Origin of the sequence: Neobacillus sp. DY30 (genome assembly GCF_030123065.1) — a bacterium.
Taxonomy (GTDB): domain Bacteria; phylum Bacillota; class Bacilli; order Bacillales; family Cytobacillaceae; genus Neobacillus.
Genome location: NZ_CP126093.1, coordinates 5,378,549 through 5,397,832, shown reverse-complemented (window position 1 = coordinate 5,397,832; position 19,284 = coordinate 5,378,549). Strand labels below are relative to the sequence as shown.

18 protein-coding genes and 2 riboswitches are annotated in these 19,284 nt (G+C 39.8%); of the genes, 7 read left to right on the top strand and 11 right to left on the bottom strand.

From position 1 onward, the window contains the following. Positions 1-4 precede the first annotated feature (4 nt). The 3 genes from alr to QNH29_RS26650 all read right to left on the bottom strand — a co-directional run bounded on the left by alr (position 5) and on the right by QNH29_RS26650 (position 3,858). On the bottom strand, positions 5-1,186 hold the full coding sequence (gene alr / locus QNH29_RS26660) for an alanine racemase (protein WP_283862280.1): 1,182 nt from the start codon (positions 1,184-1,186) through the stop codon (positions 5-7). Between the two features lie 63 nt (positions 1,187-1,249). Then, a complete protein-coding gene (ald, locus tag QNH29_RS26655) occupies positions 1,250-2,383 on the bottom strand; it encodes an alanine dehydrogenase (RefSeq protein ID WP_283862279.1) in 1,134 nt (377 codons plus the stop codon). 251 nt (positions 2,384-2,634) lie between these two features. Then, entirely contained in the window at positions 2,635-3,858 is a 1,224-nt protein-coding gene (locus QNH29_RS26650) for a PucR family transcriptional regulator (protein WP_283862278.1), read from the bottom strand. A gap of 296 nt (positions 3,859-4,154) precedes the next feature. On the opposite strand from QNH29_RS26650, the gene QNH29_RS26645 reads away from it, so the two are divergent. Together QNH29_RS26645 and QNH29_RS26640 are read left to right on the top strand one after the other, a co-directional pair. Further along, positions 4,155-5,549 (top strand): amino acid permease, encoded by a 1,395-nt coding sequence (locus QNH29_RS26645; RefSeq protein WP_283862277.1) that lies wholly within the window; start codon positions 4,155-4,157, stop codon positions 5,547-5,549. Positions 5,550-5,652: 103 nt separating this feature from the next. Then, positions 5,653-5,913 (top strand): hypothetical protein, encoded by a 261-nt coding sequence (locus tag QNH29_RS26640; protein ID WP_283862276.1) that lies wholly within the window; start codon positions 5,653-5,655, stop codon positions 5,911-5,913. Positions 5,914-5,942: 29 nt separating this feature from the next. On the opposite strand, the gene QNH29_RS26635 is transcribed toward QNH29_RS26640, so the two are convergent. Continuing rightward, positions 5,943-7,064, bottom strand: a complete 1,122-nt coding sequence (locus tag QNH29_RS26635) for an ABC transporter permease (RefSeq protein ID WP_283862275.1) — start codon at positions 7,062-7,064, stop codon at positions 5,943-5,945. A 2-nt stretch (positions 7,065-7,066) separates the two neighbouring features. Beyond that, positions 7,067-7,996, bottom strand: coding sequence for an ABC transporter ATP-binding protein (locus tag QNH29_RS26630; RefSeq protein WP_283862274.1), 930 nt, complete (start codon positions 7,994-7,996; stop codon positions 7,067-7,069). Between the two features lie 237 nt (positions 7,997-8,233). Between QNH29_RS26630 and QNH29_RS26625 the strand changes: the two genes are divergently transcribed. Beyond that, complete coding sequence (locus QNH29_RS26625; RefSeq protein WP_283862273.1) at positions 8,234-8,737, top strand: DoxX family protein; 504 nt, start codon at positions 8,234-8,236, stop codon at positions 8,735-8,737. A 310-nt stretch (positions 8,738-9,047) separates the two neighbouring features. Here QNH29_RS26625 and QNH29_RS26620 read toward each other — a convergent pair whose 3' ends face one another. Together QNH29_RS26620 and QNH29_RS26615 are read right to left on the bottom strand one after the other, a co-directional pair. After that, positions 9,048-9,701, bottom strand: coding sequence for a CoA transferase subunit B (locus QNH29_RS26620; RefSeq protein ID WP_283862272.1), 654 nt, complete (start codon positions 9,699-9,701; stop codon positions 9,048-9,050). A gap of 24 nt (positions 9,702-9,725) precedes the next feature. Then, positions 9,726-10,427, bottom strand: a complete 702-nt coding sequence (locus QNH29_RS26615; protein WP_283862271.1) for a CoA transferase subunit A — start codon at positions 10,425-10,427, stop codon at positions 9,726-9,728. Between the two features lie 123 nt (positions 10,428-10,550). On the opposite strand from QNH29_RS26615, the gene QNH29_RS26610 reads away from it, so the two are divergent. Continuing rightward, complete coding sequence (locus QNH29_RS26610) at positions 10,551-11,417, top strand: LysR family transcriptional regulator (RefSeq protein ID WP_283862270.1); 867 nt, start codon at positions 10,551-10,553, stop codon at positions 11,415-11,417. A 175-nt stretch (positions 11,418-11,592) separates the two neighbouring features. Here QNH29_RS26610 and QNH29_RS26605 read toward each other — a convergent pair whose 3' ends face one another. Genes QNH29_RS26605 through QNH29_RS26590 form a run of 4 tightly spaced genes read right to left on the bottom strand, consistent with a single transcriptional unit; the run spans position 11,593 to position 15,351 of the window. Continuing rightward, positions 11,593-12,807: a M20 family metallopeptidase gene (locus QNH29_RS26605; RefSeq protein ID WP_283862269.1), complete on the bottom strand. Its 1,215-nt coding sequence runs from the start codon at positions 12,805-12,807 to the stop codon at positions 11,593-11,595. A 23-nt stretch (positions 12,808-12,830) separates the two neighbouring features. Continuing rightward, on the bottom strand, positions 12,831-13,661 hold the full coding sequence (locus QNH29_RS26600; protein ID WP_283862268.1) for a MetQ/NlpA family ABC transporter substrate-binding protein: 831 nt from the start codon (positions 13,659-13,661) through the stop codon (positions 12,831-12,833). An 18-nt stretch (positions 13,662-13,679) separates the two neighbouring features. After that, complete coding sequence (locus QNH29_RS26595; protein WP_283862267.1) at positions 13,680-14,330, bottom strand: methionine ABC transporter permease; 651 nt, start codon at positions 14,328-14,330, stop codon at positions 13,680-13,682. Beyond that, positions 14,320-15,351 carry a methionine ABC transporter ATP-binding protein gene (locus QNH29_RS26590; RefSeq protein WP_283862266.1) on the bottom strand — a complete coding sequence of 344 codons (1,032 nt, stop codon included), beginning with the start codon at positions 15,349-15,351 and terminating at the stop codon, positions 14,320-14,322. Before QNH29_RS26590 ends, QNH29_RS26595 begins: the two co-directional genes overlap by 11 nt. A gap of 88 nt (positions 15,352-15,439) precedes the next feature. Further along, positions 15,440-15,542, bottom strand: a riboswitch (SAM riboswitch). Positions 15,543-15,616: 74 nt separating this feature from the next. Further along, positions 15,617-15,718: riboswitch (SAM riboswitch) on the bottom strand. 422 nt (positions 15,719-16,140) lie between these two features. Between QNH29_RS26590 and QNH29_RS26585 the strand changes: the two genes are divergently transcribed. From QNH29_RS26585 to QNH29_RS26575, 3 genes are all read left to right on the top strand, one after another. Then, positions 16,141-17,382, top strand: a complete 1,242-nt coding sequence (locus QNH29_RS26585; RefSeq protein ID WP_283862265.1) for an ABC transporter substrate-binding protein — start codon at positions 16,141-16,143, stop codon at positions 17,380-17,382. 126 nt (positions 17,383-17,508) lie between these two features. Beyond that, positions 17,509-18,447 (top strand): carbohydrate ABC transporter permease, encoded by a 939-nt coding sequence (locus QNH29_RS26580; protein ID WP_283862264.1) that lies wholly within the window; start codon positions 17,509-17,511, stop codon positions 18,445-18,447. After that, positions 18,444-19,265 (top strand): carbohydrate ABC transporter permease, encoded by an 822-nt coding sequence (locus QNH29_RS26575; protein ID WP_283862263.1) that lies wholly within the window; start codon positions 18,444-18,446, stop codon positions 19,263-19,265. Before QNH29_RS26580 ends, QNH29_RS26575 begins: the two co-directional genes overlap by 4 nt. Positions 19,266-19,284: the final 19 nt, after the last annotated feature.

Sequence of the window (19,284 nt, the reverse complement as noted above, 5' to 3'; positions counted from 1 at the left end):
TTTTTCATGTATATTCAACAGCTTGCAGGACCTCTAGGTGAATCTCGTTTTTAACCGCCGTATAAATACGCGGAACGCGTTTTCCAATTAAGCAGACAACCTCATAATTAATCGTCCCCATGAGGAGTGCAATCTCATCAACGGATTGAAACACTTCATGATTTCCTCCAAAAATAATCACTTCGTCTCCTTGCTGGCAGGAAGGGACACTAGTTACATCAATCATCGTTTGGTCCATGCAGACGCGGCCGGCTACTAATACCTTTTGTCCATGTACAAGAAATTGTCCGCAGTTCGATAGTTGTCTGGAGAGTCCATCGGCATACCCAATTGGTAATGTCGCTATTATTCTTTCAGTTGATGGCGTATAAGTGCAGCCATAACTAATCGGCTGCGCCTTGCCTACCTTTTTAATCCCGGCAATTTTCGTTTTAAGCGTCATGGCTTGCTGAAGTGAAATACGATGCTCCTTTAAGGCTGCGTCCGGATATAGTCCATACAATCCTATTCCGATACGGACCATATCCAAGTGCATTTCAGGGAAATTCATTGTTGCGGCCGTATTACAACAATGCTTTAAAGGGATAGAAATATCGTTATCTTCTAAAAAAGAAGTAACCGAACGAAATCGTTCAAACTGCTGAAGTGTATAAGATGGATCCTCACTATCCGCGTTAGCGAAATGAGTAAAAATACCTTTAACTGTTATAAACGGTGACTCTAACGCTTTCATCGCTAATTCCAGTGCTTCTTCTCGGGTCTGCACACCAATTCTGGTCATACCGGTATCGATTTTTAAATGGATGGATACGTTTTTTTGGAGCTCCTCGGACTGAGTAATCACTTCGTCAAGTACATCCTCACTAAAAACCGTAATATCAACGCCGAAAATTATTGCATGCCGAATGGAGCGAGTAGGAGTATAACCCAATACCAAAATTGGCTGAGTAAACCCTGCCTCACGCAATTCAATCGCTTCATCCAAAATGGCTACTGCTAAGTAATCTGCGCCCGCTTCTAAAGCGGCTTTTGCAACCGGAACTGCTCCGTGACCGTAACCATCCGCTTTTACCACGGCCATCAAGTTCACGTACGAACCAATATATTTCTTAAATTGGTTTGTATTATGTTTAATGGCTGCTAATGAAACTTCAGCCCACGTATCTCGATAACTCTGTTGAATCACAAGTTTTCCCCCATTTCCCCCTATGAAAATACCCTCAAGATAAACTTGAGGGTACCAAGATGGTTAATTCAATACAATTTCTTTTTCCAATGCTGTTTCCACTGGTACATATTCATAGTTAAGGTCTCTCGCTACCGCTTCATAGGTGATTTCGCCGTTTGCAACGTTTACTCCAAGCTTTAATGCAGGGTTTTCCAAGATTGCCTTCAAAACACCCTTGTTCGCAATTTGCAATGCATATGGAACAGTTGCATTTGTAAGAGCCATTGTAGATGTTCTAGGAACTGCCCCAGGCATGTTCGCAACGGAGTAGTGAACCACACCATGTTTTTCAAATGTTGGGTTATCATGAGTGGTTACATGGTCAATCGTTTCAACGCTTCCGCCTTGGTCAATTGCAACGTCAACGATTACAGAACCAGGTTTCATCGTTTTAACCATTTCTTCCGTTACTAGCTTAGGAGCCTTTGCACCTGGAATTAAAACCGCACCTATCACTAAGTCCGCTTCCTTAACTGCTTCAGCAATATTAAATGGATTTGAAATTAATGTTTTAATTTGGTTTCCGAAGACATCATCTAAATAACGAAGACGATCTGCACTTAAGTCAATAATGGTTACATCTGCGCCTAAACCAATCGCCATTTTTGCTGCGTTTGTTCCGACAATACCGCCGCCAATAATCGTAACCTTACCACGGCTGACCCCTGGAACACCTGCAAGCAGAATTCCTTTACCGCCATTGAATTTTTGTAAAAATTGAGCCCCAATTTGTGCAGACATACGGCCAGCTACTTCACTCATTGGTGTTAGAAGCGGAAGCGTACGGTTAACAGAAACTGTTTCATAGGCAATCGCGATGACGCCGCTGTCTTTAAGTGCTCGTGCTAACGCAGGCTCTGCTGCTAAATGCAGGTAAGTAAATAACACTAAACCTGGACGGAAGTATTTGTATTCACTTTCAAGCGGTTCTTTTACCTTCATAATCATTTCGGACTGATTCCAAACATCAGCAGCCAGCTCAATGATTTCTGCGCCTGCTTGAATATAGTCTGCATCTGCGAAACCGCTTCCAATTCCAGCCCCTTTTTCAACTACAACTTTATGTCCAGCCTGTACAAATGAAACTACCCCTGCTGGAGTTAATGCCACACGGTTTTCATTGTTTTTAATTTCCTTCACTACACCAATAATCATTATCGTTATCCCCCTTGGAAGTCTTTAGTGATTTTTTCTGACTTTAGAATAATCCTTTCAAAACCATTTTTCTTTGTTGAGAAAGCAGAAATAAAAGAACTCTATTTGTGGATTTACACAAAACGTTCACAAATCCCTTGATATAAAAGGAAAAATCACAGGAGGTATATAATAAAAAATACAAATTTTATTTTGTTTAAATATTCAAACAGACGGTGCCTGTCACCACAGGAGGTGACAGGCACCACTTTTTATTTGAACTTTTCTAGTTTAAGGTCGAGGTAGAGGGTGATTTTTTGGTTTGGGTCTTTTAGATTGATTTCTCCGATTTCGGATATCCGCTTGAGCCGGTAGTTGAGTGTGTTGGTGTGCACATTTAATGCGCATGCGGCTTCGTGGACATTGCTGTCTTTGTTTAAAAACACTTCTAGAGTTTCAACGAGATCGGTATTATTTTTTCTATCATATTCTTGAAGTTTTCTTAAAGAATAGTTTTCGTTTTGGTCTGTACCCGCTTTTTCTATCAATACATCGATATACTTATAGATTCCTAAGCTTTGATAGCCATGGATGTCTTTTGCTTCATCAGGAAATTTTCTTTTTACTGATAATACTGTTCGAGCTTCTTTGTACGATTTTTCCACTTTTCCTAAATTATGATAAACACTGCCGTAGCCGTGTACGATGGATTCAATACCAAATCGCTCTTTCATTTTAGCAACAAACAGTTCACAAAATGCATTTAGTTTATTCACGGGCTGTGCAATTCCATCAAGAGAAATAAACAAGATTAATTGTTGATGATCAATGGTGTGCAGCAACATCTTGGGCAGTTGAATCGTTTTTAATAGATATGCGATATGCTTTTCATCATCTCTTCCTAATTCCTTTGAAAATTGAAAAACCGCAACTGCAAATAGGGCAGGAGGCGAAATTTGCAGCATATGAAATTTATCTATAATTTCTTCATTGGTAGAAAGATGGCTCGTCAGCAGCTGCCAGAAAAACTCTTGATATTGCTCTTCTTTTTTATTTTTTCGATTCTGAAGTTGAATCAGTTTGTTTTTGGTTGCGTCCGCTGCCCGTTTTAAACAGGCCATTTCTTCATCGCCTAGTGTTTTATCAATCTCTAACGCCCAAATGAAGCCGAGCAGATCATCATTTTTCCAGATTGATACTGCAACCCTGTTTCCCAGCCCAATCTCATCTACCGTCTTAACCCGTATAGGCTCACGGCTGTTTAACAAGGAAGGAATGACCCCTTCTTTCCATAAGGAATTGATCACTTTTTCCGGTACACGGCGGCCGATGATGGTCGCAATCCGTGCCGGGTCGGTTCGGTCATCATGGGTACTATAAGCAAGAAGACGATGGTTCGCATCTTCTATGGTTATTGGACAGTGTAAAACTTCACTTACCATATCTGCGAATTCTTCTAAACTATCAAAACTGGCGCGAAACGGATCATTTTTCATAAATTACCACCTTTATCAATGAGATTGTGCAACATGTAACGTATTTGTTATTTAAAACAATAATTTTTTAATAGATTTGTATTTATTCTACAATATGAATTGTTCACAGATATGTTATACTAATTTCACAAAGTTTTAACTTTTACTATTTTAAAAAGCTATTGTAAACGCTATCATTCAGAAAAAGATAAGGAGGATATTATTTAAATAGAAACAGTAGGTTTTATTCGAATAATATTGTAACTTTTTTAGAGTAAAAGGGAAATAGGAGATTTAAACTAAATAGGGGGTAGACTATGCAAAAAAATCAAAATCAATTACAAAGAGGTTTAGAAGAAAGACATATTACGCTGATGTCTTTGGGAGCGGCCATTGGGGTAGGTTTGTTTCTAGGGTCAGCGACAGCGATTAAGCTTGCGGGTCCTGGAATTATTCTCGGTTATGCATTTGCCGGTATGATTATGTTCTTTATTATGAGAGCGCTTGGTGAGATGGCAATTCAAAAGCCTGTTGCAGGTTCCTTTAGTCAATATGCTCGTGATTATTTAGGTAATTTACCTGGATTCTTAACGGGTTGGAATTATTGGTTCTTATGGGTTGTTACTTGTATGGCAGAGATTACAGCTGCTGGGATCTACATGGAATATTGGTTCCCTGAAGTCCCTCGTTGGATTTGGGCATTGGCAGCTTTAGTAATCATGGCAGGAGTTAATTTCCTCAATGTAAAAGCATATGGTGAACTGGAATTTTGGTTTGCATTAATTAAGATTGTCACCATTATTTTCATGATTGTCTCAGGTATTGGAATGATTGTTTTAGGGATTGGTAATGGCGGTATTGCTACTGGTATTAGCAATCTTTGGGAGAATGGAGGCATCCTTCCAAATGGAATTACTGGGGTGTTAATGTCGTTACAAATGGTTATGTTTGCTTTCTTGGGCATTGAGATGATCGGTATTACTGCCGGAGAAGTAAAAAATCCTGAAAAAACACTCTCAAGAGCGATTGATACCGTGTTTTGGCGAATTCTTATTTTCTATGTAGGAGCCTTGTTTGTTATTATGTCGATTTATCCTTGGACCGAAATCGGCGCGCAAGGCAGTCCCTTCGTATTAACTTTTGACAAGCTTGGAATCCCGGCTGCAGCAGGAATTATTAACTTTGTTGTCTTAACGGCTGCGTTATCTTCTTGTAACGGCGGTATTTTCAGTACTGCACGTATGCTATTCAACTTAGCCGAAAATAATGAGGCACCAAAGGGACTAGGCAAATTAAACAAGAATGGTGTTCCGAGTGCTGCCGTGTTAGTAACAGCGGGTGCCCTATTGGTAGGGGTTGTTCTTAACTATTTAGTCCCGGCAAAGGTATTTACTTGGGTAACAGCGATTTCAACGTTTGGAGCCATTTGGACTTGGTCGATGATTTTATTATCACAAATTAAGTATCGTAAGGGTCTAACTCCGGCACAATCAAAGGGTTTAAAATATAAGATGCCGTTATTCCCTTTAACATCTTATATTTCATTAGCATTCTTATTTTTAGTAGTAGGGTTAATGGCGTTCTTCCCTGATACAAGAATCGCATTAGTGGTTGGACCGCTTTGGCTCGGCATTTTAACCGCCTTCTATTATGGAAAGGGATATCATAAACGAGGAAAGCTAGAGCAGGAACACGTAGAACAAGCTGGATAAAAATAAAGCATGTTTTTGGCAGGAATATCGCCAGGAACATGCTTTTTTATGGTTTTCTTGGTATAATTTTACTTAGGAAAATACATTGCAGGGAGAGGGAATTTTGGAAGGTTTTTTTGGATTAGCTTTAAATATTATCCTGACCATTTATTTAGTCATTGATTCTAAAAAACATGGTAAGAGCCCCGTTCTATGGGGAATTCTTGGTTTTGTTTTTGGTGCGATTGCATTAGGGATTTATTTAATTAAAACCGACAGAAAGGTAGTCGGCTGGATCGTTACCATTCTAAGTATTTTAGGTTATTTAGCTTTCATTCTATTAGTTGGTTTGGCAATAGTATTTACAGTTGGAGGGTTTTCATAAGAAGAAGGAAGGGGATTCCCTTCCTTTTTCTATCTAGCAGCAACTATCGATTTCCTTTTATATAACCAAGATCCAAGTAAAAAGGTAATGGCTCCCCAAATGACTAAAACTCCAATTCCGAACCAAAGTGTACCTGAAAGCACACCTGTTTCATAGACCATGCTATCACGTAAGCCTTCTGCAAAATAGGTGAGCGGCAGGATATTAGATACTGGCTGCAGCCATTCAGGCATTGTTTCAATCGGAAAGAACACCCCGCTTAAAAACATCATGAGGAAGCTGACAATATTCGCTACTCCCATATAAGCATTTTGTGTACTGCTAAAAGAAGAAATAAAGTAACCTAATGCATTAAAGGAAAGTGCTCCTATTAAAAAGATGATTGTCAGGCTGAAAAAATTGATGTATAGGTTTGCCCCAAAAATAAAAACCCCAATGAGAGACAATAGCAGAATCTGCACGATGCTGAATAACAGCCGCATCACCATGTCACTTAGGCCGAAAATCCCCATTTTTGCAGGTGTCATCCGCAGTCTTTTGATCAATCCTTTGCGGCGCATTTCGACTAAATCAACCATTCCGAACATACCGCCTTGCGCAATCGAAAGGGCAATCATCCCCGTTAACAGAAAATCTGTATAGTCCAATTCATTTGTACTAGCTGTAACCGATTCAAATTGAATGTCATAGGTCGGGGTTGCACCAACCGCAGACAGGTTTGCCTGTTGAACAACTTTATCAAGAATTGCTGATAGGGCTTGTGTTGTTACCCCTTGTTCATCTTCTTTGTTTACGACCAGTACGAAAGAAGTGTCTTCTGCGGATTCAGGCAGGATGATGGCCGCATCCACTTCTTGGTCTTTCACCCATTGCTCCGCAGTGTTGCGACTAACCGGTTTGCCCGATTTTACATCTAGAATAGGGAGTTGATTCATTTGGGTTAACAGCATTTCTGAAGCAGGATTTGGATTATCTGCGACAATGGCAATTTCAGACTGAAATTCATCATCAGAGTTGCCACTAAAAATGACCATGAAGATGACCATTAGGATGACGGGGAAAAAGATTCCCCAAAACCATGCTTGTTTTTCACGAAGGGTTAATTTTAATTGTGCAGCGAACATTTTTTTAAATTGATTGAAATTGTTCAAGCCTAATCCCTCCATTCCTTCCCTGTAAAAGCAATAAAGACATCTTCGAGACTCATTTCACGGATGGAAACTTGTTCGACTTGGTATTCTTTTTCCTTTGTAAATTTGAACAAATCCAAGAGTGTATCCTCGGGTTTGGTCGCCCATAGCTTTAATGTCGCCCCATCTTGCTCTGTACGAGAGACGGAGGGAAGTTGGTTCGCAAAAGTGTCTGCTTCTTTAGCTGCTTTCTCACCATCAAGAAAGGCTAATCGGATTTCTCGCTCTTTTGTAAGTTTTTCAATAAGGGCGGAAGGTGTATCGATGGTCACGATATTACCTTGGTCCACAATACATACACGATCGCTCAGTTTTTCAGCTTCTTCCATATAATGTGTGGTAAGAATAGTCGTTTTACCTAACTTCTTTAGTTCAAGGATAATATCCCATATATGACGGCGTGCCTGGGGATCGAGACCGGTAGTCGGCTCATCGAGGAAAATAATATCGGGATCACTAATTATTGCGAGCCCAATCGCAAGCCGTTGGCGCTGGCCGCCTGATAGTTTTTTTACTTGGTTTTTACGGTGTTCTGTTAGGTTGATGAGTTTAAGAATCTCTTCTGTTGGCCTTGCTTTTTCGTAAAAGGTAGCAAAAAGATCTAAATTTTCTTCTGGGGTTAATAAATCAAACATCGCACTAGATTGAGGTTGTACACCAATTTTCATCTTAATGGCAACGGCATGTTGGCCCCAGTTCATATCTCCAAACTGTATTTCGCCGTGGTCAGGTGTGACCAACCCTTCAATCATTTCCAGTGTGGTCGTTTTCCCTGCACCATTCGGCCCAATGATGGTGAATACTTCTCCTGCTTGAACGGAAAAACTAATGTCCTTTACAGCCATAATCGTTCCAAATGATTTTTGAAGATTCTTCACTTCTAAAACGTTCATTTTCTCTCCTGCCTTTCCCGTGAGGCTTCGGACTATTTGCCCTGTTTTTCTATATGTCCTTTTTAGGGAAATCATTCGAACTTTATGCGAAATCACTGTAGATTTTTGCTGTTCAAACTTCCGTCATAACATTTCAAACAAACTGTGAACTTAACACTATACCCATGTTATAAACTGGCAAAATCCAATATAGTGTAAGTATAAAGAACAACCAAATAATGAAAGGCGGAATGATTTATGTTTAACAGCTTTTTAAGAGAACATAAAATCTCAGCAGCTATTTTAACGATCATTCGTTTATATCTTGGTTATGCTTGGTTCACAGCTGGTCTTGGAAAAATTACAGGAGGATTTGACGCTTCAGGTTATTTAAAAAATGCAGTGGCAAATCCAGTAAAAGGTCCAGATGGCAACATGGTGTACAGCTGGTATGTAAGCTTCTTAGATAGCTTTGCACTGCCAAACATTGATTTATTTAACTTCATTGTTCCTTGGGGCGAAACACTAATCGGCTTAGGACTTATGCTTGGCTGTTTAACAACTGCAGCAGCGTTCTTTGGTCTAGTAATGAACTTCTCTTTCTTCTTAGCAGGAACAGTGTCTCATAACCCAACAGACATTTTCTTAGGCTTCATCATCTTAGCAGCAGGTTTCAACGCAGGTAAATATGGTTTAGACCGCTGGGTAGTACCATTTATCAACAAAAGCGTTAGAAAAAATAAAGCAAAAGCAACAGCCTAACAATAGGAAGCAAAAAGACGATTCGAATCCCCCTCGAATCGTCTTTTCTGTTTAGTGCTATTAATTTATTAGATCTGTATCGCCGTGGGGACTTGAGGACAAATCGCATGGGCCATTAAGAAGGATTAGTCCTCAATCGGGGATCTTAAGGACAAATCAGACAAGCCGCCAAGGAGGATTAGTCCTCAATCAAGGGTCTTGAGGACAAATCCCCCGAGCCGCCAAGAAGGATTAGTCCTTAACGAAGGGACCTAAGGATAAATCTCAGCAAAAAGACAATTCGAAACCCCCTCGAATCGTCTTTTCTTATTTATCGTACCTCAAGTAGTTGCGGAGACACTGTAAATGCGGCTTCCGTTTTTTGTTTCACTTCTTCAACCGTAACGCCGCTCGCTGTTTCAATCAGGACCATACCATTCGGTGTAAAATCAAAGACGGCCAAATCAGTTATGAGACGATGTACCACTTGTTTGCCGGTAAGTGGAAGAGTACATTCTCGCTTAATTTTCGATTCACCGTGTTTGTTGACGTGTTCCATAATAACCACAACCCGTTTCGCTCCATTTACAAGATCCATCGCCCCGCCCATTCCTTTGACCATCTTTCCTGGAATCATCCAATTTGCTAAGTCGCCGTTTTCGGACACTTCCATGCCGCCAAGGATGGCAAGATCAATATGACCGCCGCGAATCATCGCAAAGGATTCAGCACTATCAAAAAAAGAAGCTCCCGGAACGGTTGTAATGGTTTCTTTTCCCGCATTAATCAAATCAGGATCTTCCTGGCCCTCTATCGGGTAAGGGCCAATGCCCAGCAGTCCGTTTTCCGACTGTAATAATACGTTGAAATCCTGAGGAATCTCATTGGCTACAAGTGTCGGCATGCCGATTCCAAGATTTACATTCATTCCATCTTTAATTTCCTGCACCGCTCTTTTCACAATCGTTAAACGAGTGTCTCTCATTTTCATCCGCTCCTTATTAGTGTATTATGCTTGAACAACTGTCCGGCGCTCAATGCGTTTTTGGTAGTTGGTGCCAACTAAAATCCGCTGCACATAAACACCTGGTGTGTGGATTTCATTGGGGTCTAACTCGCCTGCCTCCACGATTTCTTCCACTTCCGCAATCGTAATTTTACCGGCCATCGCAGCGAGTGGATTGAAATTGCGTGATGTTTTACGATATACGAGATTGCCTAGCGTATCCGCTTTCCAAGCTTTTACAAGAGCAAAGTCGCCAACAATTCCGCGTTCTAGCAGATACGTTTTTCCGTCAAATTCCTTCACTTCTTTTCCTTCTGCAATTGGTGTTCCTACACCTGTTGCCGTATAAAACCCTGGAATCCCGGCACCGCCAGCTCGGATACGCTCAGCTAAGGTACCTTGTGGAGTCAACTCCACCTCTAATTCACCACTTAAAAATTGCTTTTCGAAAATTTTGTTTTCTCCTACATACGATGACACCATTTTCTTAATTTGCTTGTTTGCCAGGAGCAGACCTAAGCCCCAATCATCCACACCACAGTTGTTACTTACAACCGTTAAATCTTTTGTTCCTTGTTCCTTCAAGGCTTGAATGGCATGCTCTGGGATGCCGCATAAACCAAAGCCGCCGACAATTAATGTGGCACCGTCCTGAATATCTGAAACCGCTTCCGAAAAAGAGGTAAACAATTTACCATTTTTCACAAAAATCCCCTCCGTTTATTCTGAATATTCTATTACCTAATAGTTTACATGCGGAATATTTATAAGTAAAATACATAAAAAGAATAAATAGTATGAATATCTGGAATAAATGGAGGAGCTAACTTGGAACTTCGTGATTTGAAATCTTTTATAGAAGTGGTTATTCATCAAAGTTTTACAAAAGCGGCGGCTCATTCGTATCTTTCACAGCCTTCATTCAGTAAAGCGGTAAAAAAGCTTGAAGAGGAATTAGAGGTGGAATTATTTGACCGCTCAACCCGCCACCTGCGGCTAACCGATGCCGGACAAATTGTGTATGAACAAGCACAAAAAGCATTGGAGTCCTTGAATGAAATCACCATCCTGCTTGATGATTTAAGGAACGTTGTATCAGGTGAAATCAAAATAGGTATACCGCCGCTGATTGGTACATTGTTTTTTCCCAATATTGCGAGAAGGATCCAGGAAACGTATCCTCATGTGTCTCTAAAGCTAGTAGAACGCGGTGCAAAACTAATCGGTCAGCTTGTTGAAAACGGACAGGTTGATCTCGGAATTGTTGTGCTTCCAGCTGACACGTCAAAGTTTACTGTACAGCCCTTTATCACCGATGAGTTTGTCCTTTATGTACATAAAAAGCACCCGCTGGCGATGCGAAGCAGCGTTGAAATCAGCGAGCTAAAAGAAGAGAAGTTTATTCTTTTTTCAGATGAGTTTACACTGCATGACTATATAAAAAATGTTTGTAACGAGGCAGGGTTTATACCAGAGGTCGCGTATCAGAGTTCACAGTGGGATTTAATCATTGAGCTGGTTTCTTCTGAATTTGGTGTTACGTTGCTGCCAAAGTCTATTTACAACAAACAAAATAACCCGAATGTTCAAATCGTTCCAATAACAGCGCCAACCTTGCACTGGAGACTCGGCATTATCACGAAAAAGGAAGCCTATCACTCATTTGCTTTGAGAGAGGTTTTAAAGATGTTTTGATGTATAATTAGAAGGAATCAGCACGACCATTCCATTTTTAAAACAAGTTTTACAGGATGAAGATTTCGTAAGTGGTCGTGTGCATACAAGGTTGTTGGAAAAAATCATGGCTTAAAATGAAATAAATTTTTAATAAAAGCGCCCAGCGACAAGGTTATGTCACTGGGCGTTAGTATTATTTGAATTCTTCTGCTTTTTTTTCTTTAAATTCTGCTTTAATCTGATCTAATGTACCAGCGTCTGTAATCAGTTTTAACGCAGTTAGTGCAAGAGCTTTTGCACCCGTAATCAAAGCTTGGTCTCCTTTAGGGGAGGCTGCTGCTTCTCTGAATGATACCGTATGTGGAATAAGGTCGCTGGCACCAATTTTAATATAGGGATGAATGGTTGGGACAACCTGACTGATGTTTCCTGCATCTGTTGAGCCGAGGCCTTTGTCTCCACTTTCAACCACGTTTTCACCTAGTTCTTCCACGATTTCCTTGAATACAGCATTATAACAATTATTTAATAGAAGGTTATCGACTTCATTTTGGAAGGCAATAACGTTTACCTTTGCCCCTGTCGCCAATGCCGCGCCTTCTGCAACTGCTTTTACTCGTTGGGTAACTTCGTTCAAACTAGTTCTTGTAGCAGCTCGGATGTAAAATCTTGCCTTTGCATATTCAGGGATAATATTTGGTGCATCCCCGCCATGGGTGATAATTCCATGAATCCGAACATCGCCCGGTAGTTGCTGCCTTAAGGCATTGATTCCATTAAACAACTGAATGACTGCGTCGAGTGCATTAATTCCTTCATGCGGGTTAGCCGAGGCATGTGCCGGTTTTCCGATAAATTCAAAGTCCAGAGGATCTACAGCCAGAGATGAACTGGTTAAACGTGTCTCAGCATTCGGATGGATCATAAGTGCGGCGTCAATCCCATTCACTAGTCCATATTTAACAAAGCTACCTTTTGCACTGCCGTTTGGACCGCCTTCTTCTGCCGGAGTACCGAAAACAACTGCTTCTCCGCCTGTTTCTGATAAAACCTTACTCAAGGCAATCGCTGCAGCGGCACTAGTTGTTCCGATAATATTATGTCCGCACGCATGCCCTAGACCTGGCAGGGCATCATATTCTGCTAAGAATGCAATGGCTGGACCTGGTTTGTCTGACTTTTTACGAGCAATAAATGAAGTTCCATGTCCGGCAACTTCCTTTTCAACCTCAAAGCCTTCTTTTAAAAGAATGTCTGTCAAGAGGGTAAAAGCAAAAAATTCTTCGTTGCCGATTTCAGGGTTTTCATGAATTTTATGGCTTGTTGAAAGATAAAGCTCTTTATTACTTTCTACATTTTCAATAATTGTCTCTTTTAATGTTGTTAAAGATTTATCTGATACAATCATTATTATCCCCCCATTGTGAAAATCTACCAGCCTATATTGCTTAATGGAACAAATGTTGGAATCATGTTGCCTTTGAACTCGTCTTCAATAAATTTGGCTGTATCTTCAGATTGGTAAAGTTCTGCTATTCTCTTATACGTTTTGTTGTCTTTGTCTTTTGCTTGGACCGCAATAATATTAAGGTAAGGGGTAGCTGTTTCACTTTCATGGAAAATTGCATCTTCTAATGGGCTAAGACCGGCATCACCGGCAATCCCGTTATTGATTACAGAAGCGGCAACGTCTGGCAATGCTCTTGGTGTTTGTGCTGGTACAATAGGAACAAATTCAATGTTCTTAGGGTTTTCTTTTATTTGTGTTAAGTCACCATTTGGATCGAAATCTTTTGGTAGTTCAATAAGTCCAGCTTCTTGAAGAAGTAATAATGCACGGCCTTGATTGGATGCATCGTTTGGAAGTGCAATTTTTGCACCATCCGGAATATCTTTGACATCTTTGTATTTTTCAGAGTAAATTCCCATTGGGGCAAGGACGGTTGTAGCGATAGGCACTAGGTCTAAATTGTGTTCTTTAATAAATACATCGAAATAGGCAACCGTTTGGAATGCATTAACATCAATTTCGCCTTCTGCAAGAGCTGTGTTGGGAGCAACGTAATCGGAGAAAGAAACGATTTCGATATCGATTCCCTCTTTTTCAGCCTTTTTCGCTACAAAGTCCCAAATACGTGTATCGGTTCCGCTAATTCCGAGCTTAACGGTAGTGGATTCTTTACCCTCTGATGTATTCTCAGCACAGGCAGCACTGATAATCGCCAATGTAATAATAATGATGGATAGTAAAAGTTTTTTCATAGTTGTTTTCCTCCTAGGTTATCTTCTTCTTATTTTTTTTGCTGCTATATTTCCTAATGACTGCAGGCCTTGAACTATTACAATCAGAATTGCTACTGTAATCATCATCGTGACAGTATCAAAACGCTGGTAACCATATGTAATGGCTAAATCCCCAATCCCGCCGCCGCCGACTGCCCCAGCCATCGCCGATGCTCCAACTAAACCGATGGTGGCAATTGTAAGGGCTAAAACAAGTGAACTTAGTGCTTCAGGTATAAGAAATTTGAAAATGATTTGCCCTGGGGTTGCCCCCATAGCCTCTGCTGCTTCAATGACACCTGGATCCACTTCAAGTAAGGAGTTTTCTACCAATCTTGCAATATAGGGGCCGCAATAGAATACCAGTGGGACTACTGCTGCGGCCGTTCCAATGGATGTACCGACAATCAACCTTGTGACGGGAATCATCGCCACTAATAAAATAATGAACGGTACAGAACGGAAAATGTTAATGATTCCATTCAAGATGGTAAAGAACGGCAAATTTTGAAGCAGATGGCCTTTTCGTGTTACCACTAGTAAAATCCCCAGCGGCAAACCAAGAATAGTAGAGAACAAGAGAGAGAAGGCTACCATTTGAATGGTTTCAATTAAGGCTGAAATGATTTGCTCTGAATTAACTAGCATGTGACGCCACTTCCTTTATACTGATATTCTTCTGGTTGATATACGTTAACGCTCGGATTACTTCTTTGTCAGACCCTATAAACTCAACAATTAGGTTTCCGAAGGGAGTTCCTTGAAGCTCCGTTATATTGCCAAACAAGACATTGATATGAATATCAAACTGTTTAGCTAGTTCCGATAATAACGGCTGACCCGCTGTGCTGCCGACAAAATTAATTCGGAAAACTCTTTGCATCCCATCATGCTTTTGAATGATTTCTTTTATGGAATCAGGCAGCTGGTCATTCATGACCGTGCTGACAAAATTCTTGGCTGTCTGTGTTTTCGGTGCTGAAAAGACATCAAACACTGAGCCTTCTTCAATGATTTTCCCCGCTTCAATCACGGCGACCCTGTCGCAGATTTCTCTAATCACCGCCATCTCGTGTGTAATAATTAAAATCGTAATGTTGTACTCTTTATTGACTTTTTTCAACAACTGCAAAATCGAGCTAGTAGTTTGCGGATCAAGTGCAGAGGTTGCCTCATCACAGAGCAGGATGGATGGCTGTGTTGCCAATGCTCTTGCGATTCCAATACGCTGCTTTTGTCCACCGGAAAGCTGGTCTGGATAATAGTCAGCTTTGTCGGCCAATCCAACAAATTCTAGTAATTCATGAACCCGTTTTTTGATACTGTCCTTCGGAAGTTTGGCTAGCGTCAGAGGCATTGCCACGTTTGCAAAGACTGTTTTTGAGTTTAATAGATTAAAATGTTGAAAAATCATCCCGATATTTTTCTTTATCTCACGGACCTCTTTCACGGACATAGAGGTGAGATCATGACCATCAACAATGACCTTACCAGATGTGGGACGCTCTAATAGATTCACACAACGGATCAGTGAGCTTTTTCCCGCACCGCTGAACCCGATAACTCCGAAAATCTCGCCCTTATTTATTTTCAAATCAATTCCATTCAACGCAGCAACCTGCTGGCCGGCACTTTCATATACTTTTTGAAGATCTTGAAATTCGATCATGGTGTACCTCTCCTTTGTATAAAAATAAAAAACCCTCTTCTTAGAAATAAGAAGAGGGCATGCCAATGCAAAGCAAAGCAAGAAGCTCTTCTTATCTATCAAGTCAAACTTGCTGGATTTGGCACAGTCACCATATAGGTTCCGCTGCCGAGGTGTCATAGGGCCAGTCCCTCAACCTCTCTTGATAAGAAATAGTATTCAGTTAAAAAATAAAAACCCTCTTCTTAACAAAGAAGAGGGTGAATTGAAAAATTCAACAAGCCTCTTCTTATCTATCAAGTCAAACTTGCTGGATTTGGCACAGTCTCCAAATGGATCTGCTGCCGAGGTGTCATAGGGCCAGTCCCTCAACCTCTCTTGATAAGAAGGTGTTTCATATATTCGTTTTTTAATATGTGTATAAATTTACGCCTATATAATTTATATGTCAACTACTTTTTTGCAAAATAATGTTAGTATTCGGTAAATTGCCTCAAGACTAAAAATTCAAGAGTTATGAATGTAGTTTTACTAAAATTAGCAGGATGAACTTTTCATCTTGCCTCTATATTAATAGAATTTTTTAGTTTAAATAGTAGCATTTAGATTAGATGAAGCTTTCATAGTGAAGGGGTTTGCGGCATATCAGGATTTATAGAACCTATAAATGGAAATCAAAATTCAACCTTACCTAACGGCAATTCCAGCTCAGTATTAGAAAAAGAAGTTTTAGTAAAACTATTAATGTAAGCATTTACTTTTAGTAAAACTAAGATTATAATAATCCTATAAACTACTAGGAGGGATAATATGAAGGTTTCGAAAAAAATGAAATTGTTTTTCCTTTTTACTATTATAGCCACACTGCTCTTATCAGCTTGCAGTTCATCATCTGATACGAACGGAGAGAAAGCGGAAGATGGTAAAGTAAAGTTAAGGTTTGCAACATGGGATGTTGGGGATGATGTAGACCTGCAGCAAAAATTAATTGATCAATTTAATGCTGAAAATAGTGATATTGAAGTAGTTTTGGAAGCATACGGCGGTGAATATGATACAAAAATTACGGCTGGTATTGGTGCGAAAGACGCTCCAGATATCATGTATATGTGGAATTACCCTCAATATAAGGATGCCTTAGAGCCGCTTGATTCTTATATAGAAGATAAAGGGGAAGAGTACAAAGGTAATTTCTATGAAGCATTATGGAACTATAATGCTGTTGATGGTGATGTCTACGGACTCCCTGTAGGGTATACAACACATGTTGTCTACTACAATAAGGATTTATTTGATGAAAAAGGTATTGAGTATCCAAAAGCTGGCTGGACATGGAAAGATTTGCAAGAAGCTGCTAAGAAGTTAACAGATAAGGATAAGAAGATTACTGGTTTTGCTTTCCCTGGGAAACCGGATCCATATGATTTTGAAATGTATTTATGGGGCAATGGTGCTTCCTATGTTGATGATAAAGGTAAATTAGATGGCAACATAAATTCAAAAAAATCAATTGAAGCCTTTACTATGTTCCAAAACATGTTGAAAGATGAAATTGCTATCACCACTGAAGGCTGGGGTGATACTGAATTCAAGACTAACCGAGTAGGTATGTTTATTAATGGTGCATGGTATCTTGAAGCATTTAAAGAGGCTGGAATCAACTATGGTGTTGTTGAAATCCCGTCGTTTGGTGATAAACCAAGTGCAAGTATTGTCAGCTCTTCCGGTATTGCAATGTCTAAGGATTCAAAGCACAAAGAAGCTGCATTTAAATTTATGGAGTTTTGGACAGGGGAACAGGCAAATAAAGAAAGACTTTCTTTTGAATTACCAGTGTTAAAAAGTGTAGTTGAATCGGAAAAGCTTCAAGAAGATCCAATTAAGAGTGTCTTTTATTCTATGCTTGAACAAAGTGAAGGCTATAACCCGTCATCATTTGTAACCGAAGATTGGAGTAAGTTGTCTGAGGAATTAAGCTTAATTTTCGAACAAATCTTTAATCCAAGTACACGTGTCGATCCTGAAAAAGCATTAAACAGTATCGTTAAGTAGAGGTATGTTAATAGGAATATATCAGGGAATACCCTGATATATTCTCATTTAATAGATGTCAGAGTAGCTTTCATTGGGATTGCAAATCACATTTTCAAAAGGTCAAACCATTTAAGAGGGAATGATATGTTTACTAAAAAAAACAAACAAAAGAAATTTACATTAGTTCGGAAGAGAGTGCCCTTTTTATTTATTTTACCATGGATTATTGGCTTTATTGTTTTTACATTAGGACCTTTAGTTTTTTCATTAATCATGAGTTTGTTTGATTGGCCAATTGCGGGTGAAGCGAAATTTGTTGGGTTTGATAATTTTACCCAAATGTTTACGGCGGATCCTCAGTTCTATGATTCTCTATGGATCACCTTGAAATTTGCGCTCATCTTTGTTCCCTTGAACCTTTTTGTTGCGTTAGTGCTGGCTCTCTTAATTACTCAGCCGATTAAAGGAATCAAGATATTCAGGACCATCTTTTATTTACCGGCTGTTGTTTCCGGTGTAGCGGTGTCGATTATATGGGGTTGGATGTTTAACTCTGAATATGGAGTTTTGAATTATATATTATCTTTACTGGGTATTGAAGGACCAAACTGGCTGATTGACCCTAAGTGGGCAATTGTAACGATTGTGATTGCGAGCGCCTGGGGTGTTGGTACGATGATGTTAATCTTTTATACCGATATTAAAGGAATTCCGCACGAAATGTATGAAGCAGCCTCTATTGATGGTGCGGGTCCAATTCGACAATTCATCAGTATCACGATTCCTACCATAACACCAACGATCCTCTTTAATGTCATCACTTCTGTTATTGCGGCATTGCAGCAGTTAACATTGGTGCTGCTTTTAACTGGCGGAGGACCATTGAAGTCTACTTATTTTTATGGACTATTTGTCTATAACAATGCATTTAAACATCATGAACTCGGTTATGCAAGTGCGAATGCTTGGTTTATGTTTATCATCATCCTTCTGTTGACCATGTTAATCTTTAAGTCATCGTCGGCATGGGTATTCTATGAAGCTGAAGTGAAAAAGGAAAAAAGGGGAGGTAAAGGAAAATGAAGATGACGCGAAAATATAAATTCATCATGTATAGCATTCTTGTCCTCTTTTCCCTTTATTTCCTGTTTCCTTTTATTTGGGCATTGATTACCGCGCTTAAAACGGAAGGGGAAGTATTTAGCTTTCCGCCAAAGTTTATCCCTGATGTACCACTATTTAGTAACTTTATGGACGCTTGGAATAGCCAGCCGTTTGGAACCTATTTTAAGAACTCGATGATTGTTACGGTTTTAACAACCATTGGTCAGCTTATATCCTGTTCCTTAGTGGCATATGGTTTTGCAAGGTACGATTTTAAATATAAGAACTTCCTGTTTATTTTGCTTTTGTCCACGATGATGATTCCGTGGGATGTAACGATGATTCCGCTTTATATGGAATTTAACTTATTTGGCTGGATCAACACATTGAAGCCATTAATTATCCCGGCATTCTTTGGGTCTGCCTACAATATCTTTTTGCTCAGGCAGTTCTTAATGAACATTCCAAAGGATTTAGAAAATGCAGCGAGAATTGACGGAGCAAACGAATTTCAAATTTTTTATAAAATTTTCCTTCCTATTATGAAGGCACCTTTAACGTTAATTGCCGTCCTAAATATCATTTTAGTTTGGAATGACTACTTAGGGCCGCTCATTTATTTAAATGACCAATCTAAATATACCATGGCACTTGGTTTGGCATCATTCCAAGGCGTACATGAGCTTCAAATTATTCCTATTATGGCGATGACGCTTGTGATGATAATCCCGCCAGTAATCGTTTTTGCCTTTGCACAGAAATATATTGTTGAGGGTATAAGCGGTTCGATTAAGTAATAAAGTTCGGAGGAAGATG

Coding starts and splice junctions, on each gene's coding strand:
- ald (WP_283862279.1), bottom strand. CDS start 2,383: ATGATTATTGGTGTAGTGAAGGAAATTAAAAACAATGAAAACCGTGTG.
- QNH29_RS26650 (WP_283862278.1), bottom strand. CDS start 3,858: ATGAAAAATGATCCGTTTCGCGCCAGTTTTGATAGTTTAGAAGAATTC.
- QNH29_RS26645 (WP_283862277.1), top strand. CDS start 4,155: ATGCAAAAAAATCAAAATCAATTACAAAGAGGTTTAGAAGAAAGACAT.
- QNH29_RS26630 (WP_283862274.1), bottom strand. CDS start 7,996: ATGAACGTTTTAGAAGTGAAGAATCTTCAAAAATCATTTGGAACGATT.
- QNH29_RS26625 (WP_283862273.1), top strand. CDS start 8,234: ATGTTTAACAGCTTTTTAAGAGAACATAAAATCTCAGCAGCTATTTTA.
- QNH29_RS26620 (WP_283862272.1), bottom strand. CDS start 9,701: ATGAGAGACACTCGTTTAACGATTGTGAAAAGAGCGGTGCAGGAAATT.
- QNH29_RS26605 (WP_283862269.1), bottom strand. CDS start 12,807: ATGATTGTATCAGATAAATCTTTAACAACATTAAAAGAGACAATTATT.
- QNH29_RS26600 (WP_283862268.1), bottom strand. CDS start 13,661: ATGAAAAAACTTTTACTATCCATCATTATTATTACATTGGCGATTATC.
- QNH29_RS26595 (WP_283862267.1), bottom strand. CDS start 14,330: ATGCTAGTTAATTCAGAGCAAATCATTTCAGCCTTAATTGAAACCATT.
- QNH29_RS26590 (WP_283862266.1), bottom strand. CDS start 15,351: ATGATCGAATTTCAAGATCTTCAAAAAGTATATGAAAGTGCCGGCCAG.
- QNH29_RS26585 (WP_283862265.1), top strand. CDS start 16,141: ATGAAGGTTTCGAAAAAAATGAAATTGTTTTTCCTTTTTACTATTATA.
- QNH29_RS26580 (WP_283862264.1), top strand. CDS start 17,509: ATGTTTACTAAAAAAAACAAACAAAAGAAATTTACATTAGTTCGGAAG.
- QNH29_RS26575 (WP_283862263.1), top strand. CDS start 18,444: ATGAAGATGACGCGAAAATATAAATTCATCATGTATAGCATTCTTGTC.